Genomic DNA, 15,979 nt, shown 5'->3' on the forward strand with positions numbered 1-15,979 from the left:
TCCGGGAGAGGTTCTCCGCAGGCGCGTGAACCGGGGAGGAAGGGTCGGCACCTGGCCGTAGAGCGCGATCCGAGCGGGCGCCGGGGCGAACCACCCGCCGCGCAGCCCTCCGCCGCCCCGTGAGCCTCCATCGCTTCGCCGCCCTCGCGGCACTCCTCCTCGTCGCCGGCCCCGCGGGCCTCGCCGACCCCACCGCCGCCCACGCGCGCGAGCGTTCCTGCGGGAACGTCCAGCTCGCCGACGGCCATCACGTCGAGGCCCGGGTCGAGGGCACGTCGTGTGCCGCCGGGCTCCGGATGCTCTCGTGGTACGCGACGACCACGTCACCGTGCACCGGCAGCGGGTGCTTCCGAATGCACCGCGGTTGGAACTGCGCGAGCGCCACCGCCGCCTCGCGCCCCCGCCTGTTCTCCTGCTCCCGCGGGAGCCGAACCTACGCCGTCGCCTACGAGATGCGGGGCCGCGTCACCCTCTGACGCGGCCCCGCGGGCCCTTCGGTCGTCGCCCGCGCTATGCGGTCGCCGCGGCGGCGGTGGTGGCGCCGGCGCGGCGGCCGGAGCGCAGCGCCAGCAGCGGCACGATCAGCAGGACGGCGCCGAGGACGATCAGGACGATGCCGGCGATCGACGCGATCGTCCCGACGGTGCCCCAGCCCCAGGCGCTCAGCAGCGTCCCGCGCAGCGTCTCGCCCATGAAGAGCGTCTGGCGCTGCTGGGCCAGCTCCTTGTTGTTCGGGTCCTTCATGAACTCGCCCGACACCTCGGAGTAGCTCTTGCCCTGGCCGATGCCCTCCAGGTGCAGCCCGATGTAGTCGTCGGCGAACGCCCTGGCCTCGGCGGCCGTGTCGACCTGCTCGCCCGCGTACTCGTTGAGGCTCTCGGGCAGCTCCTCCCCCTTCTGCGGGAAGAAGATCTTCTGGGGCACGAGCTGGTCGTGCACGACGTCCTTGGCGTACGTCCCGCCGATCAGCGCCAGGATGCCCGCGACGATCATGCCGAGCGCCACGCCTCCGGCGACGGTCGTCAGGTTGAAGATCTTGCTCATGTCGGGTCTCCGCTCGGGTTTGGTGGAACGCCCTGCATTCCACCGCCGACGGGACCTGACGAGATCCGCCCGACCCCGCCGCGCAGGTGCGGGAAACCCGCGCTCTGCGGCGGAGGGTCACGGTGCGGTCACCCGCACGTCACGACAGCTCGCGCTCCCCGCGCCGCGCCTGCTCCTCCTCCCACGCGCGGGTCCACTCCCTCGGCACGTAGCGCGGGACACGCCGCGGCGCGCGGCGGCGGATGATCACGGCGGCGACGGCGAGCGCGGCGAAGAGCAGGAAGACGATGGCGAGCGAGGGCGTCATCCGTCCGGGATGCCCGAACGGCGCGGCTCGCTCTCGCACCCGGCGGCGTGAGCACCCCCGGCAGGACTCGAACCTGCGACATCCCGCTTAGAAGGCGGGCGCTCTATCCAGCTGAGCTACGGGGGCGTGAGAGAGGAAGTATGGCCTGCGCCCAGGCGGCTCCCTCTCCCCGCCGCCCGCGGTCGCTACAGGCCGAGGGTCTTGCCGATGATCTCGCGCTGGATCTCGGAGGTGCCGCCGTAGATCGTCGAGACGAGCGTCTGGCGCACCAGGTACTCCATGTCGTACTCGGAGGCGTAGCCGTAGCCGCCCATCATCTGCATGCCCTCGAGCGTGACCTTCTTGGCGGTCTCGGTGACCTTGAGCTTGGCCATCGACGCCTCGCGCGGGAACATCGCGCCCGGGTTCTTGTCGACGTTCGACGCGACCTCGTAGGTGAGCAGGCGGCAGCACTCGATCTCGGTGGCGAGGTCCGCGATGCGGTGGCGCAGCGCCTGGAACGAGCCGATCGGGCGGCCGAACTGCTGGCGCTCCTTGACGTACTGCAGGAGGTCGTCGAACGCGCGCTGCGCGGTGCCGAGCATGAGCGCCGCGAGGATGAGGCGCTCGACGTTGAGGCCCGCCATGAGCTGGACCCAGCCGGCGTTCTCGGTGCCGAGGAGGTTCTCGGCCGGGACCTCGACGTCCGTGAGGAAGACGTCGTTGACGACCTCGCCGCCCATCGTCTCGATCGGGCGGATCTCCAGGCCCGGCGCGTCGGTCGGCACCGAGATCATCGACAGGCCGTTGTGCTTCGGGCCGCTGGCGTCGGTGCGGCAGACGACGAGGATGCGCTCGGCGAGGTGCGCCTCGGAGATCCACGTCTTCTGGCCGTTGAGGACGTACGAGCCGTTCTTGCGCTCGGCCCGGCACTTGAGCGAGCCGACGTCGGAGCCGGCCTCGGGCTCGGACATCGCGATCGCCTCGACGTTGCCCGCGACGACGCCGGAGAGGATCAGCTCCTTCTGCTCCTCGGTGCCGAACCGCTCGTACGCGCCGGCGACGATCGACGTCACGCCGTAGCCGCCGACCGGCGCGAGGCCCTTCGACGTCTCCTCCAGGAAGAGGCACATGTCGACGAGGCCGCCGCCGCTGCCGCCGTACTCCTCCGGGATCGCGATCCCGAGCCAGCCGAGGTCGGCCATCTTCTTGTACAGGTCGCTGTTGTGCGGGTGCCGGCCGCGATCGGTGAGCGCGTCACGCTGCTCCCGCGTCCCGACCTCCCGCTTGCAGAAGTCGCGGATCGCCTCGACGAACGCCTGCCGCTCGTCGGTCATCTCCAGTACCGGCATGTCCCTCTCCCTCAGTCGAACCCTGGGCGCAGCAACGGCGCCGCCGCACCCTAGCGAAAAAACATTCGTTCGTGAACGCAAGTTCACATCGCTAGCATCCGCGCCGCCCGTGGCGACCTCCGAGCGACGCACCCAGGCCGACCGCAGCGCGACGACGCGCGCCGCGCTGCTCGACGCGACGATCGAGTGCCTGATCGAGTACGGGTACGCGGGCACGACGACCGCGAAGGTGTCCGAGCGCGCGGGGCTGAGCCGGGGCGCGCACCTGCACCACTTCCAGACCCGCGCGGCGCTCTTCGCCGCCGCGGTGGAGCGGCTGGCCCGGCGCCGGGGCGAGGAGCTCGAGCGCGAGGCGGTCGACCTGCCGCCCGGCCGCGAGGGCCGCGAGCGCGCGCTCGACCTGCTGTGGGCCAGCTACGCCAGCCCGCTCTTCCAGGCCGCGCTCGACCTGTGGGCCGCCGGCCGCACCGACCCCGAGCTGCGCGCGCGGCTGGTCGAGGTCGAGCGCATGCTCGACCGGCAGACCCGCAACCTCGCGCGCGACCTCTTCCCCGACCTGGCCGACCGGCCGGGCTTCGCGCCGATGCTCGAGATGGCGGTCTCGACGATCCGCGGCCTCGCACTGCTGGACACGGTGAACCCCGGCGAGGGCCGGAACGCCGACCAGTGGCCGTTCGCCCGCGCCGTGCTCGCCGCGCGGTTCGAGCGGCTCTAGCCCGTCACGAGCGGCACGACGAGCCGCTCTGCCAGCGCCCGCGCCGCCGCCTCGTCATCGATCGGCAGCGCCGTGTCCTGCACCAGCACGAAGGAGAACATCAGCCGCACGAGCAGCTCGGCGGCCGCCTCGGCGTCGCGGTCGCGCGCGAGCACGCCGGCCTCCTGCGCCGCCCGCAGCCGCGCCGCGACGAACATCCGCGCCATCGCGAGCACCGCTCCCCCGTCCCCGCGCAGCGCCTCGAGCACCGCGTCGGGCTCGACCTGCGCGAGCCGGTTGAGCAGCGGGTGCTCCCGCGCGATGCGCAGCGACTCGACGAAGCCCGCCGCGATCTGCTCGGCGATCGGCGCATCGACCGGCGCCGCGGCGTCCAGCGCCGCCAGCCCGCGGCGCGCCTCGCGCACCGTCAGCGCGTCGACCAGCGACTCGCGGTCGCCGAACCGCCGGTAGACGGTCATCCGCCCGACGCCCGCGCGGCGCGCGACCTCGTCCATCGTCAGGTGCCGCACGCCGGACGCGGCGGCGACCGCCAGCGCGCCGTCGAGGATGCGCTCGCTCGTGGCGTCCTCCGGCGGCGCGGGCCGCGCGGGATCGAACGCGCGCGCGAGGAGATCGAGGACCGGACCGGACACGGGTGGTACACGATAGGCGAGTCGTGTACCACCCGCAGCCGGGTGGGAGATCTGGCCGAGCGTTCCCGCCGCGGCCTCCCCCACCCGGACGAACGTCGTCCGGTCCCAGAAGTGCCGGACCAAGCCGGCGAAGCCCTCCGCTAGTCCCTCGAGATGAGGAAGAAGTAGACGAGCTGGCCCAGCGCGGCGACGAAGCCCGCGACGTACGTGAGCGCCGCGGCGTTGAGCACCTTCCTGGCGCCCACGACCTCGTCACCGACGAGCAGGCCCTGCCCCTCGAGCGCGACCAGCGCCCGCTTGGAGGCGTCGAACTCCACCGGCAGCGTCACGAGCTGGAAGAGCACGATCGCCGCGAAGAGGACGAGGCCGACCATCACGAGGCCGGTCATGTTGAGGAACAGGCCGATCAGCACCGGCAGGAACCACAGCGACTGGCCGACCATCGCGGCCGGGACCAGCGACTGGCGGACGCGCATCGGCGCGTACCCGCGGGCGTCCTGGATCGCATGGCCGGCCTCGTGCGCCGCCACGCCCAGCGCCGCCAGCGACGACGCCTGGCCGACGTCGGCCGACAGGTTCAGCGTGCGCGAGCGCGGGTCGTAGTGGTCGCTCAGGCGCCCCGCGACCGGCCGGATCTGCAGGTCCGGGAGCCCCGACGAGCGCAGCACGGCCGCGGCCGCCTCAGCGCCCGTCATCCCGTTCGCGGGGCGGATCTGCGAGTACTTGGAGAAGGTGCTCTTCACCTTCCACTGCGCCCACAGGCCGAACAGCAGCGGAAGGCCGGAGAGCACGACGAGCAGGCCCAGGTCGGACATGCCTCAGTTCACCTCGATGGTGTCGGTATGGAGAGGGGTGGCGGTCAAGGTCGGAACTACCTCCGGCTGATCGTTGGACGAGCAGTCGAAGGTTTCTCCGGCCCTCCGCGCGGGGGGCTGCCGGTCCCGGGCGCCGCGTGGGCGCCGTGCTGACGGGGATCCGGCCTTCGGGATACTTCCCTTCGCCGATCAGCGTACGACGCCGGCTAAAGGGAAGGTCAAGGACGCGCGGCGGCGCCGACGCGCGGCTCCGCCATGACCTCGGCGAGCGCGTCGAACTGCGCCGACGACGCCTCGGACGCCGAGTCGAACACCGGCAGCAGCCGCGCGTAGATCTCGGCCTCGGCGGGGCCGGGCTCCTGCGCGTCGGTCACCCGCACGAGCTCGGCCGCCTGGTCGAGATCGTCGAGGAGCCCGAGCGCAGTCATCCCCAGCAGCGCCGCGCCGAGCGCCGAGCCCTCCGGGTTGGCGGCGAACCCGATCGGCCGCCCGAACGCCGAGGCGAGCAACCGCCGCCACAGCGGGCTGCGGCTGAAGCCGCCGGTCGCGCGCACCTCCTGCACGCGCGCGCCCGCGTCATCCATCGCGCCCAGCACGAGCGCCATCTGGAAGCACACGCCCTCGATCGCGCTGCGCAGCAGGTGCGGCCGCTCGTGCTCGCGCGTCAGCCCCAGCCACACCCCACGCGCGCCCGCGCGCCAGTGCGGCGCCCGCTCGCCCAGCAGGTACGGGAGGAACAGCAGCCCGTCCGACCCCGGTGGCGCCTCGGACGCCAGCGCGAGCAGCGCGTCGGGGTCGTCGCCGATGTCGGGCGCGACGGTCTGGCCGAGCCACTCGAGGACGATCCCGCCGTTGTTGATCGCGCCGCCGACGGTGTACCGGCCGGGCGCGAGGACGTAGCAGAACACGCGCCCGCGGCGGTCGACCAGCGGCCGGTCGACGGCGACCCGCAGCGCGCCCGACGTCCCGATCGAGCACGCGACCGTGCCCGGGCGGATCGCCCCGAGCCCGAGGTTCGCGAGCGGCCCGTCCCCCGCGCCCGCGACCACCGGCGTCCCGGCCTCCAGCCCGACCGCCTCGGCGCCCGCCGGCGACAGCCGCAGCACCTCCGTCGTCGGCACCGGCCGCGGGAGCCGCGCCGCGTCGATCCGCGCGTACTCCAGCGCGCCCGCGTCCCACGTCTCCTCGGCCAGGTTGAAGAGGCCGCTGCCCGACGCGATCGAGTGGTCCATCACCAGCTCGCCGGTCAGCCGGAGCAGCGCCAGCTCCTTCACCCCCGCCCAGCGCGCGACGCGCCCCGCCACGTCCGGCGCCTCGTCGGCGAACCAGCGCAGCTTGAGCAGCGGCGCCATCGGGTGGATCGGCGTCCCGGTGCGGCGGTGCATCGCGAGGCCCTCCGGCGCGGCGCGGAGGGCGGTGGCGAGCTCGGACGCGCGCGCGTCGGCCCAGGTGACGATCGGCGTGACGGGCGCGCCGTCGGCGTCCAGCCCGATCAGCGAGTGCATGGCGGACGAGAACGAGAGGCCCGCGACGCGGAGGCCCTGGTCGCGCGCCGCCGCGACGCAGTCCCGCGTGGCCGCGAGCGTCGCGTCGAGGACCTCGCGTGCGTCCTGCTCCTCCCGCCCGGGCGCGGGCGAGCTGAGCGTGTAGCCGTGGTGGCCCTCGGCGTGCGCGGTGCACTCGGCGTCGAACGCGACCGCCTTGGCGCTCGTCGTCCCGATGTCGACCCCGATCACGACGTCTGCCACTCGGGCGACCCTACCCGCCGCGGCGTGGAGGATTCGCGGAGGGCGCGCGCACCCGCGCGGGCTACTGTTGCCCGCCAGCGTGAGCGACCGGCTTCAGGAGATCGAGCGGCGGCTCGGCATGGTGCGCGTCGGCTCGGCGCGCGCCGTCCGGCTGCTCGCGGCCGCCAGCGAGGGCGAGGAGCTCGTCGCGGTGATCGGCGGGATGTGGCGCATGCGCGGCTGGCTCGCCGCCGCGACCCCCGACCACCTCCACCTCGCGCGCAAGCCCCGGCTCGGACGCGGCGAGGAGCTGCGCCTGCCCTGGAGCGACCTCGCCGAGGAGCGCAGCGGGCCGAGCCGCATCGACCTGACGTTCGCCGGCGGCACGCTGATCGAGCTGAGCTTCGTCGGCCCCAACGAGGAGCTCGCGGCGCTGACCGCGTTCCTCCGCGACCGGCCCGGCCATGGCCAGCCCGACACGACCGTCGAGGAGCTGCGGGAGCTGGCCCGCCGCAAGCTCGGGCGGACGCTCGCGTACGGGCACGGGCTGGCGATCGAGGCGCTCGTCGACCGCCTGCAGCCGGGCGAGCGGGTCGAGCGGCTGGCGCTCGCCGAGCTGGGCTTCGAGGGCCTGCTCGCGCTGACCGACCGCCGCCTGCTCCTCTACAGCGGCGCCGTGCGCCGCGCGCACGACCACGAGTGGCAGCTCGCGCGCGCGGACATCGCGGACGCGTCGACCAGCGGCGACGCGCTCGTCCTCCGCACGGCCACGGACGAGGAGATCCGCCTCACGTCCGTCCTGCCTCCCGAGCGCGCCGAGGAGCTCGCCGTCGTCCTCATGGCCCGCGACGAGACCCCGCCGGGCGCATGAGCGCCGACGCGCACCGCGCCCGCCGCGCCGCGACGATCGGCTCCGCGCTCTTCTTCCTCGCAGGCCCCGGCCTGGAGGCGGGCGTCGGCCCCGCGCTGCTCACCGGCGGCTTCACCATCGGCGACGGGCCCACGGCCGTCCCGCTGCGCGTCCTCGGCGCGCTGCTCGTCGCCGCCGGCCTGGCGACGCTCGTCCACGCCTTCGCGCAGTTCGCGCGGCACGGGCTCGGGACCCCCTCCCCCGCCGCGCCCGCGCAGCACCTCGTCGTCGCCGGCGCGTACCGCCACGTCCGCAACCCGATCTACGTCGCGACCGCGGCGACGATCGCGGGCGAGGGCCTGCTGCTCAGGCAGCCGATCCTCCTCGTCGCGGCCGCCGTCTACGTCGGGGCGATGGCGACGCTCCACCGCGTCTACGAGGAGCCCCGCCTCAGAACGCGGCACGGCCGCGCGTACGAGGAGTACCGCGCGGCCGTGCCGGGGTGGGTGCCACGACGCAGGCCGTGGCACCCGGGTGATGCGGGCTGACCGCTAGCGGTCGATCCGCAGCTCCACGCGGCGGTTGAGCGCGCGGCCGGCCTTCGTGCTGTTCGTGGCCCGCGGCTGCGCGGAGCCGCGCGACACGAGCGTCGCCTTCGCCTTCACGCCGTGGGCGCGGAGGAACGCGGCCACCGTCCGGGCCCGGCGCGCGCCGAGCCGCTTCAGGTAGTCCGAGTCGGTCGTCGAGCCGTCGGTGTGGCCGACGACGCGGATCGCGACCGCGGTGCCGCGGACCTGGCGGGCGAGCTTGACCAGCTGCCGCTTGGCGGCCGGCGTCAGCGTCGCCCGGTCGACCGCGAAGCCGCCGACCGTGGCCGCCACGCGCTGGCGGACCAGCGTCGCGACGCCCGTGGCCTCGAGCTTCTCGCCCTTGACCGGCGTGCCCGTGATCTTGACCGACACCTTCAGGCCGTCCGGCGACTTGCGCATGAGCGCGCGGCCGGTGGCGTTGAGGGTGACGTCGACCTCGAGCTTCTTCGAGCCGTCGGCCTTGCGGTACGTGCCGGTGCCGACGAGCACCTGCTTGGCGGCCGCGGCGCGCGCGGTCGCGCCCGTCGCCGGCGCGGCGGCGTACAGGTCGACCGTGCACGAGGTGAGGACCGTGCCGGTGATCGAGCAGCCGACGCCGACGCCGTCGTTCTTGACGGTGATCGTGGCGGCCGAGCTCGTGCCGTTGCCGTTGCCGTTGCCGGTGCCGCTCGTGCCGGACCCGCCGTTGCCGGTGCCGCCGATGAGGGCGGTGAGCTTCGGCTTGGCCGCCGTCGCCGGGGTGACGGTCTCGGTCTTCGGCGTCGTCGTCGTCGTGGCCTTCGGCGTCTCGGCGACGACCGGGGTCTCGACAGCCGGGGTCTGCGGGACGACCGGCGTGACCGGGGTCTCCGGCTTGGCCGGCGTCTCGGGCTGCGCCGGGGTCTCGGGCTCGGCGAGCTTCTCGACGACCTCCCACGCGAACGACGCGGGCTCGGACTCGTTGCCGGCCTTGTCGACCTGCAGGATCTCGAACGTGTGCTTGCCCAGCGGGAAGCTCGGGAACTTGAGCAGGTCCGCGCCGCAGTACGCCCACGCGCCGTTGGCGTTGGTGTTGCCGTCGATGCGGCACTTCAGGATCGCCCCTGCCTCGACCGTGAGGCCGACGTTCAGGGCCGGGTCCGTCGTCTGGGCCGGCGGCAGGTTCGTCAGGACCGGCTTGGCCGGGGCGTGCGTGTCGACCGTCCACTCGTGCTTGGTGGGCGTGCCCGCGACCGCGTTCGTGCCGATGGCGCGCACCTCGAAGGTGTGCTTCGCCTCGGTCAGGCCGTTGAACGTCTTACCGGACGTGCACGCCTCCCAGGCGCCCGCGTCGAGCCGGCACTCGAACGACGCGGTCAGGACGCCGCCGTTGTCGTACCAGCTGAACGAGGCGTCGGTGAGCTTCGTGAACTCCGCCGGCTTGTGCTGCAGGGTGGGCGCGGCCGGGCCGTCGACGTACGCGGTGAACGTGTCCTCACCGGCCGGGCCGGTGTTGCCGGCGGCGTCGGTCTGGCGCACGCGGAACGTGTGCGGGCCCGACGTGTACCCGGTCAGGGTCTCCGCGGACGTGCAGGCCTCCCACGCGCTGTCGTCGAGCTGGCACTCGTACGTGCCGTCGGCCTCGCCGGTGAACGCGCGGTCGTGGCTGACCGTGTAGACGGCCGGGTCGTTGGTCCCGAACGTCGGCGCCAGCGGCGGCGTCGTGTCGACGGTCCACTCGACGAGCGCCGGGAGGTCGCTGACGTTGCCGGCGGCGTCGACCTGGCGGATCGAGTAGGACTTCGCGCCCTCGGGCAGCTCGGTGAGCGTGACCGGGGAGGTGCACGCCTCCCACAGCTCCTTGCCGACGCGGCACTCGAACGTCCCGTCGACCTCGTCGCCGGTGAACTCGATCGTGGCGGCCGTCGACTTCGTCACGGCGGCCGGCTGGGCGGTCACGTTCGGCGTGGACGGCGTGGTGACGTCGACGTTCCACGTGTGCTCGGCGGGGTCGCCGGTGTTGAGCGCGTCGTCACGCTGCTTGACGCGGAACGTGTGCGGGCCCTCGCCGACGACGTTGAACGTCGAGCCCGAGGTGCACGTGGTGAACGACGCGCCGTCGAGCGAGCACAGGTACGTGCCGCCGGCCTCGGCGCCGGTCCACGTGAACGTGGGGCTCAGCGTGTTGGACCGCGCGGCGGGCTTGGTGTCGATGGTCGGGACGCCCGGCGGGGTGCTGTCGGGAACGTAGGCCGGCTCGGTGATCTCCGAGGCCTGCGTGTCCGTGCCGGCGCCGTTGGTCACCTTGCGGACGACGCGGAACTGCGCGCCGACGTCGCCGGGGAGCAGCTTGTAGCCCTCGCCGGTCTCGCCGTTCATGTCGACGCAGTCGCCGCTCGTGTAGTTGTTCGGCGTGCCCACGACGTTCGTGCAGCGCTGCCACTGCCACTGCGTGGTGACCGGGGCGGTCGGCATGTCGAACGCGGGGTCCTGCTTGATCGTGTTGCCGATCTCGGGCGAGGTCGTGATCGAGCCCTCGGCCAGGTACGGCACGTCCGCCGGCTGCCACGACAGGCCGGTGTAGGCCTTGGTCGTGGTCGTGTTGGGAACGATGTGGGCCGTCTGGTCGGGGTTCGGGTTCTCCGCCGTCGGCAGGTCGATCGTGTAGATCGCGAAGTAGCCGTCGCCCAGCCGGTCGGAGACGAACGCGACCTTGGAGCCGTCCGGCGCGATCGTCGCGAGGTCCTCGTTGGAGCCGTCGGTGGTCCCCGGCTCGAGCCGCACGGGGCTCTCGCTGCCGTCCGCCTTCAGCCAGAAGACGTCGGTCGTCGGGCCGGTCTCGCTGATCCCGAGCGCGGCGTACGCGGCGCGCTGGCCGTCGCGGGAGATCGACGGCGACAGCGGGAACGTCGGGTCGTCGGACATGACCCAGTTGTCGCCCGTGGTGCTGCCGTCCAGCGGCTGGAGGAACCGGTAGATGCCCATCGGCCCGTTGAGGCCGACGAGCAGGTGGTCCTCGCTGGACCACGCCGTGCCCTCGGAGCCGTCCGCGTTGGGCCACAGGTCCGTCGTGCCCTCGCCGCTCTTGTGCAGCTTCACGCCGGTCGCGGAGCCGTAGGCGTAGGCGGTGCCGTCCGGCGACATCGACGGCCCGAAGATCCCGAACGCCTCGTCGACGCGGGCGACCTGCGCCTGGGTCCACGGGTTGACGTCCCGCAGCTCGCTGCTGTTCGAGGTCGGCTTGTTGACGACGAGCAGGCGGTTGCCGTCGACGCTCCAGCCGCCGACCTCGCCGGGGACGCCCAGCGGGCTGTCGAAGGTCGAGACGACGCTGTCGTTCTGGCCGTTCACGAAGATCGTGTGCGCGATCCGGTCCGTGGTCGAGTAGGCGAGGACGCCGTTGTCGTTGGCCTTGTACATCTGGGCGGCGGCGCCGCCGGGGAGGGTGAGGCCTGCGGCGAGAACGCCACCGACCGCAGCCGCGGTGATACGCGCTGCGTGGCGCGTCCTTGCAGGGAACATGATGTCCCGGTGGTCGGAGGGTCGGGGCTCCGCTTTATGGAGCGTTGACCGGACGTCCAGAATGCTGTCGAGCCCTCTGGACGTCCGGCCGATGCTCTCGGCGCCCTAGCGCTCGATGCGCAGCTCGACGCGGCGGTTGAGCGCGCGGCCCGCCGTCGTCGCGTTCGTCGCCCGCGGCGCCTGCGCGCCGCGCGACACGACGGTCGCCTTGGCGCGCACGCCGTGCGCGCGCAGGTAGGCCGCGACCGTCCGCGCCCGCCGCGCGCCGAGGCGCTTGAGGTAGGCGGAGTCGGTGGTCGAGCCGTCCGTGTGGCCGGCGACGCGAACCGTCACGGCCGTCCCCCGGACCTGCCGCGCGAGCGTGCGCAGCTGGCGCCGCGCCGCGGCGGGCAGCTCGGCGTGGTCGACCGCGAAGCCGCCGACCGTCGCGCTGACGCGCTTGGGCATCAGCGTGGCGGTGCTCGTGGCCTTCAGGGCCGCGCCGGACACGGGCTTGCCGGTGATCGCCACCGAGACCTTCAGGCCCGCGGGCGAGCGGCGCAGGAGGGCGCGGCCCGTCGCGTTGAGCTCGACATCGACCGAGAGCTTCCCGCCGCCGCCGGTGCGGCGGTACGTCCCGCGCCCGACGAGGACCTTGGTCGCTGCCGCCGCGCGGGCGGTCGCGCCGGTGGCGGCCGCCGCGTACAGGCTCACCGTGCAGGACGAGAGCGTGACGCCCGGCGCCGAGCAGCCGACGTCGAGCGCGCTGCCGGAGACCGTGATCGCGGCCGTCGCACCACCGGAGCCGGAGCCCGAGCCCGAGCCGCCGGCCGCGCCGGTGGCGCCGAGGTCGGCCGTGAGCTTCGGCTTGGCGGCGGCCGCCGGGGTGGCGGGCGCGGCCTTCGGCGTCGCCGCCGCGGTCGTGCCCGCGGGCGTCGCGACCTGCGGCTGCGGCGCCTCGACGGTGGGCTCGGCCACCATCCCGGACGGGAGGTTGACCGACCAGTTGGCCGTGCGGTTGCCGCTGACGTTGCCCGCCGCGTCGGTCTGGCGGATGACCATCCGGTGCGAGCCGGACGCCAGGCCGGTCACCTCGTGCGGCGAGCTGCACGGCAGCCACGCGCCGCTGTCGAGCTGGCACTCGGCGGTGGCGCCCGCCTCGGTCGTGAACGTGAAGGTCGCGGTGCCGCTCGTCGCGGTCGTCGGCGGCTTGCCGGTGATGACCGGGGCCGTGGGCGCCGTCGTGTCGACGGTCCACGTGACCTTCAGGATCTCACCCTCGAGGCCGGTGGCCCCGAGCTGGCGCACCTCGAACGTGTGCGTGCCGGGCGCCATGCTCGACCGCGTCCACGCCGGGCCGCACGCGCCGCCCCACGCGCCGCCGTTGAGGCGGCACGAGTAGCCGGTCCCCGCGGGGTCCGCGCCGGTGAAGTCGATCGAGACGTCGGTCGACTTGGTGAGCGCGGGCGGGCCGCTGACCAGCGTCGGCGCTGCGGGCGGCACGGCGGGCGCCGGCGGCTTGGTCGCCGTCCAGCTGCGCGACGCGACGTCGCTCACGTTGCCCACGGCGTCGATCTCGCGGACGCGGAACGTGTGCTGGCCCTCGGTCGTGACGCTCATCGTGTGCGGGGTGGCGCACGCCTTCCAGGCGCCGTCGTCCTCCTGGCACTCGAAACGGTTCTCGGGCTTGCCCTCGCCGCCCCACTCGAACTTGCCGTCCATCGTCGGGCCGGTCCAGTAGTTGGGGTAGTTCCAGATGTTCGGCGCGTACGGCTTCTGCTGGTCGGAGTAGATCTCGACGTACAGCTCGGCGCCGCCCATCCCCCAGTCGTTCTTCTGCATGACGTAGAGGAACGAGTAGCCGTGCTTGAGCCCGGTCAGCTCCATCCCGGACTCGCACTCCTTCCACGTCACGCGGTAGTCGGTGGAGCAGACGAACCAGCCGCCGGGCTCGGCGCCGGTCCACTCGACCTTCACGGTCGTGCCGCCGATCGGCCCGGTCGGCGCGACCAGCGTCGGGCGCCCCGTCGTGGTGGCCGGCGGGTCGCCGTACCAGTCGGAGACGATGCTCGTCGACGCGCTGCCGAGCGCGTTCGTCGTCGTCCGCGTGTACTTGATCTTGAAGCCGCGGTCCGCCTCGGTGAACGTGTAGGAGGAGCCGGTCTGCCCGGTGTCGTAGCACTGGCCGGCGTCGCTGCGCCGGATGCTGCACATCTCCCACTTGTAGGCCACCTCGTAGCTCGGCGTGGCCTCCATGTGGCCGCCGTAGCTGGCGTACAGCTTGTCGCCGACCTTGTAGGTCGGGTAGTCCTGGAACCGCGTGGGCAGCATCGTCGGCTTCAGGCCCGGCTGCCACGAGAGGCCGGCGAAGTCGGCCGTGCCGGCGCGCTCGGTGTTCGGGACCATCTTCGCGGCGGTGGAGCCGTCGACCGGCGCGATCCAGATCGCGGGCTTGCTGGACCGGTTCGAGACGAACGCGACCTGCGTGCCGTCCGGCGACATCGTGGCGTAGCGCTCGTCGCTGCCGTCGGTGCCCGTCTCGAGGTTCGCCGGCGGCATGCCGCCGTCGACGGTCGCGACGCGGACGTTCCAGCTCGTGCCGTCGTGCTCGGAGTAGGCGACCTTCGTGCCGTCGACCGAGATCGTCGCGTGCTCGAAGCCGGTGCCGGCCACGAGCGTGCGGACCGTCGTGCTCGACGACGCGTCGTCGATCGCCATGACGCCCTCGGTGGGCGAGGTCCAGATCAGACGGTCGTTGTTGGCCCACTGCGGGTCGCGCGCCTCGGTGTTCGAGACGAACTGCGCGGGGCTCGGGCCCGACTGGGTGCGCAGGCCGTTCGTGCTCCCCCAGACGCGGATCGACTGGTTCGGGCTGAAGTCGCCGTTCCCCATCTCGCCGATCGCGGCGTAGTCGTCATCCATCATCGACCAGCCGTAGGAGCCGTCGCCCTGGTACAGCTGGTTGACCTGGTCGCCCATGTACGTGTCGAGGACGAGCAGCGTGTGCCCGTCGGGCGACCAGCCGCCGACGATGCCGCGGTCGAAGTCGTTGTCGGTGTTGGCCTCGCGCTGATGCGTGCCGTCGGGCCAGATGACGTACGACATGTTGGTCGAGCCCGACTTCTCGGTGAAGGCGAGCATGCCGTTGCCGGTCGGGACCGGCTGCTGGGCCTGCGCGGCGACGGACGAGAGGGTCAGCGCGGCGAGGGCTCCGAGGCCGGCCGCGGCGAAGCGCGCAGCACGGCGCGTCGGGAGCGAGAGCATGATGTGCCGGTTGTCGGTGCATCAGGAGCACGCTTTATGTCCCCTGGACGCATCGCGCGGGCTCGAACCACGCCGTTCACGACGTGTCCGCGCGCGCCTGTCAGGCTGTACGGCGCAACGGGACGTAGCTCAGCCTGGTTAGAGCGCCGCGTTTGGGACGCGGAGGCCGCCGGTTCGAATCCGGCCGTCCCGATCGTCGCCCCGCTGGTCCGGGGCGATCTCCGCGACGGCACGCAGGACCTCTCGCGCGAGCGCGCCGCCCTGCTGGGGATCGACCGGAACCGCACGCAGGCGGACGACGACGTCACCGCCGTCGAACTCCTCCAGCTCCACGTGCAGGTCCTGCCGCGTCGGGACCGAGAGCGCCTCGCCGACGCGCTCCTCGACCTCGGTCGGGTCGATGTCGTGCGGGAGCCGCGCGCGCAGGTCGACGGCATCCGGCTCGCGGATCGGCCGGATCGAGATGTTGAGCACCGACGCGTTGGGGATCATCACCGGGTCGCTGCCGTCGCGGACGCTGACGTACAGGAGGCCCTGCTGCTCGACGACGCCCTCGACCTCGATGCCCGCGCCCGCGAAGCGCACGCGGTCGCCGACGGTGAACGGGCGCGCGGAGAGGAGCACGATGCCCGCGAGGAGGTTGCCGATCGTCTGCTGGGCGGCGAGCCCGAACACGACCGCGGTGAACGAGGCGCCGAGCGCCAGCGTCCCGAGCTCCAGCCCCGCGATGCGCAGCGAGACGAGGAGCATCACGAGCACGGTGACGAGCCGGATGAAGAAGCCGGCCACGCCCGCGACGTTGGGATCGAGCCGGTCGAGACGCGGCCGCAGCAGCCCGCCGAGCTGCCGCGCGAACGCCCAGCCGATGATCACCAGCACGACGGCGGTGGCGATCCGGATCGGCTCGTCGACGCCGAACAGCTCGACCCGCCAGCGGTACGCGACGAGCACGGCGGCGAGGAGCGGGGCCAGGGCGGCGAGCTTGCGGCGGGCGCGCTTGGCGCCCTCCAGCGCGGCCTGGCGGTCGAGGTGGCGGACGTTCGCGAGCGGCGCCTTCGGGGTCGGAGGCTTGAGGAAACGCATCCCGCGTTGTCCTTGACGCCGCACAACGAGCCAAACGGTGCTGTGTCGGCCCGCACACATCCCGCGCTCCGTGTAAACGCGTTTGGCCGGATGTCCGATGCCCCCCCGGACAGACGTCCAGACGGGTCCTCAGCCCAGCAAGGTCGGCAGGCGGCGGCCCGA

12 protein-coding genes, 2 tRNA genes and 1 pseudogene are annotated in these 15,979 nt (G+C 73.3%); 5 read left to right on the top strand and 10 right to left on the bottom strand.

Going from position 1 to position 15,979, the window contains the following annotated elements; translation table 11 throughout:
- Window positions 1–119 precede the first annotated feature (119 nt).
- Entirely contained in the window at window positions 120–476 is a 357-nt protein-coding gene (locus AC1UE5_RS05970) for a hypothetical protein (protein WP_482921166.1), read from the top strand.
- A gap of 34 nt (window positions 477–510) precedes the next feature.
- Here the strand turns inward: AC1UE5_RS05970 and AC1UE5_RS05975 are convergent, their stop codons facing one another.
- The 4 genes from AC1UE5_RS05975 to AC1UE5_RS05990 form a co-directional block, all read right to left on the bottom strand.
- Window positions 511–1,044 (bottom strand): hypothetical protein, encoded by a 534-nt coding sequence (locus AC1UE5_RS05975; RefSeq protein WP_482921167.1) that lies wholly within the window; start codon window positions 1,042–1,044, stop codon window positions 511–513.
- Window positions 1,045–1,183: 139 nt separating this feature from the next.
- The gene (locus tag AC1UE5_RS05980; protein WP_482921168.1) at window positions 1,184–1,351 is read right to left on the bottom strand and encodes a hypothetical protein; all 168 of its coding nucleotides are present in this window, start codon (window positions 1,349–1,351) and stop codon (window positions 1,184–1,186) included.
- 52 nt (window positions 1,352–1,403) lie between these two features.
- Window positions 1,404–1,477: transfer RNA gene (locus AC1UE5_RS05985), tRNA-Arg, on the bottom strand.
- A gap of 59 nt (window positions 1,478–1,536) precedes the next feature.
- Window positions 1,537–2,682 carry an acyl-CoA dehydrogenase family protein gene (locus AC1UE5_RS05990; protein ID WP_482921169.1) on the bottom strand — a complete coding sequence of 382 codons (1,146 nt, stop codon included), beginning with the start codon at window positions 2,680–2,682 and terminating at the stop codon, window positions 1,537–1,539.
- 109 nt (window positions 2,683–2,791) lie between these two features.
- On the opposite strand from AC1UE5_RS05990, the gene AC1UE5_RS05995 reads away from it, so the two are divergent.
- On the top strand, window positions 2,792–3,397 hold the full coding sequence (locus AC1UE5_RS05995) for a TetR/AcrR family transcriptional regulator (RefSeq protein WP_482921170.1): 606 nt from the start codon (window positions 2,792–2,794) through the stop codon (window positions 3,395–3,397).
- Here the strand turns inward: AC1UE5_RS05995 and AC1UE5_RS06000 are convergent.
- From AC1UE5_RS06000 to AC1UE5_RS06010, 3 genes are all read right to left on the bottom strand, one after another.
- Window positions 3,394–4,029, bottom strand: a complete 636-nt coding sequence (locus AC1UE5_RS06000; protein WP_482921171.1) for a TetR/AcrR family transcriptional regulator — start codon at window positions 4,027–4,029, stop codon at window positions 3,394–3,396. The two genes, AC1UE5_RS05995 and AC1UE5_RS06000, sit on opposite strands and share 4 nt — an antisense overlap.
- 140 nt (window positions 4,030–4,169) lie before the next feature.
- On the bottom strand, window positions 4,170–4,844 hold the full coding sequence (locus AC1UE5_RS06005) for a zinc metallopeptidase (RefSeq protein WP_482921172.1): 675 nt from the start codon (window positions 4,842–4,844) through the stop codon (window positions 4,170–4,172).
- A gap of 218 nt (window positions 4,845–5,062) precedes the next feature.
- Complete coding sequence (locus AC1UE5_RS06010; RefSeq protein WP_482921173.1) at window positions 5,063–6,592, bottom strand: gluconokinase; 1,530 nt, start codon at window positions 6,590–6,592, stop codon at window positions 5,063–5,065.
- A 79-nt stretch (window positions 6,593–6,671) separates the two neighbouring features.
- Here AC1UE5_RS06010 and AC1UE5_RS06015 point away from each other — a divergent pair, with 79 nt between their 5' ends.
- The gene (locus AC1UE5_RS06015; RefSeq protein ID WP_482921174.1) at window positions 6,672–7,442 is read left to right on the top strand and encodes a hypothetical protein; all 771 of its coding nucleotides are present in this window, start codon (window positions 6,672–6,674) and stop codon (window positions 7,440–7,442) included.
- Window positions 7,439–7,969 (top strand): methyltransferase family protein, encoded by a 531-nt coding sequence (locus tag AC1UE5_RS06020; protein WP_482921175.1) that lies wholly within the window; start codon window positions 7,439–7,441, stop codon window positions 7,967–7,969. The genes AC1UE5_RS06015 and AC1UE5_RS06020 overlap by 4 nt, the downstream gene beginning before the upstream one ends.
- A 3-nt stretch (window positions 7,970–7,972) precedes the next feature.
- Here the strand turns inward: AC1UE5_RS06020 and AC1UE5_RS06025 are convergent, their stop codons facing one another.
- Together AC1UE5_RS06025 and AC1UE5_RS06030 are read right to left on the bottom strand one after the other, a co-directional pair.
- Window positions 7,973–11,389: an OmpA family protein gene (locus AC1UE5_RS06025; protein WP_482921176.1), complete on the bottom strand. Its 3,417-nt coding sequence runs from the start codon at window positions 11,387–11,389 to the stop codon at window positions 7,973–7,975.
- 207 nt (window positions 11,390–11,596) lie between these two features.
- The gene (locus tag AC1UE5_RS06030; protein ID WP_482921177.1) at window positions 11,597–14,734 is read right to left on the bottom strand and encodes an OmpA family protein; all 3,138 of its coding nucleotides are present in this window, start codon (window positions 14,732–14,734) and stop codon (window positions 11,597–11,599) included.
- 118 nt (window positions 14,735–14,852) lie between these two features.
- On the opposite strand from AC1UE5_RS06030, the gene AC1UE5_RS06035 reads away from it, so the two are divergent.
- Window positions 14,853–14,927 (top strand) — tRNA-Pro (locus AC1UE5_RS06035).
- A gap of 278 nt (window positions 14,928–15,205) precedes the next feature.
- On the opposite strand, the pseudogene AC1UE5_RS06040 reads toward AC1UE5_RS06035, so the two are convergent.
- Window positions 15,206–15,877, bottom strand: a pseudogene (locus AC1UE5_RS06040) (mechanosensitive ion channel domain-containing protein); the annotation flags it as partial.
- Between the last annotated feature and the right edge of the window lie 102 nt (window positions 15,878–15,979).

The organism is Parviterribacter multiflagellatus, from assembly GCF_056863265.1.

What these genes read in the sequence shown, in the direction of transcription:
- AC1UE5_RS06020 (WP_482921175.1), top strand. Translation starts at nt 7,439, where the DNA reads ATGAGCGCCGACGCGCACCGCGCCCGCCGCGCCGCGACGATCGGCTCC.
- AC1UE5_RS05980 (WP_482921168.1), bottom strand. Translation starts at nt 1,351, where the DNA reads ATGACGCCCTCGCTCGCCATCGTCTTCCTGCTCTTCGCCGCGCTCGCC.
- AC1UE5_RS05975 (WP_482921167.1), bottom strand. Translation starts at nt 1,044, where the DNA reads ATGAGCAAGATCTTCAACCTGACGACCGTCGCCGGAGGCGTGGCGCTC.
- AC1UE5_RS05990 (WP_482921169.1), bottom strand. Translation starts at nt 2,682, where the DNA reads ATGCCGGTACTGGAGATGACCGACGAGCGGCAGGCGTTCGTCGAGGCG.
- AC1UE5_RS06005 (WP_482921172.1), bottom strand. Translation starts at nt 4,844, where the DNA reads ATGTCCGACCTGGGCCTGCTCGTCGTGCTCTCCGGCCTTCCGCTGCTG.
- AC1UE5_RS06030 (WP_482921177.1), bottom strand. Translation starts at nt 14,734, where the DNA reads ATGCTCTCGCTCCCGACGCGCCGTGCTGCGCGCTTCGCCGCGGCCGGC.
- AC1UE5_RS06025 (WP_482921176.1), bottom strand. Translation starts at nt 11,389, where the DNA reads ATGTACAAGGCCAACGACAACGGCGTCCTCGCCTACTCGACCACGGAC.